This is a genomic window from Polaromonas sp. P1_G2 (assembly GCF_056405515.1).
Genome location: NZ_JBFUBY010000784.1, coordinates 1 through 562 on the forward strand (window position 1 = coordinate 1; position 562 = coordinate 562).

A 562-nucleotide genomic window follows, 5' to 3' on the forward strand; every position below is an offset into this window, starting at 1 on the left:
GTTCATGCATTGATCAATTCCTCCGGCTTCGAGCCCCTGAAGCCGGCCCTTATGATCAGCGCCTGAACCGCAGTCGGAAGTTGGGGAAGAGCAGCCCCTTAGCTCTTCCCCAACGACCGTTTTCCTGATTTCTATCGGGAAATGGAGTAAACCGACGATCATGCGAATCATCGTCAAGATACTGAAGTGGCTGGCTCTGCTGGTCGTCGTGCTGGTTGTCGGCGCTGCCGGCTGGCTCTATTTCCTTCCGCCCGAGCTGCTCAGAGTCGGAACCGCCTATGCGGCCAAGATCGTCTGCTCGAACGTCTTCCTCGCCCATCGCGATCCCCGCCAGGTTTTTGCCGACGACGTCCAGGCGCCGGGGAATCCGTTGCTCAAATATGTGAAGATCGACAAAGGCAGCGACTATATCGAGGCGAACCTGTTCGGTTGGGTGGCGCCGCGCTATGCGGTCTACCGGGATGGATTGGGCTGCACAGTGGCGCCGGACAGCAATCTCGATGCTGTGCGCAAGGTTGCCTTTGCCAAACCGGTCGAGGTGGAGAAGGCGTCTGAATATGAA

Annotated in this window: 1 pseudogene; it reads left to right on the forward strand. The window is 58.0% G+C overall.

The window, feature by feature from the left end:
• Positions 1–160: 160 nt before the first annotated feature.
• A pseudogene (locus tag AC1D0P_RS27575) lies at positions 161–562 on the forward strand (serine hydrolase domain-containing protein); the annotation flags it as partial.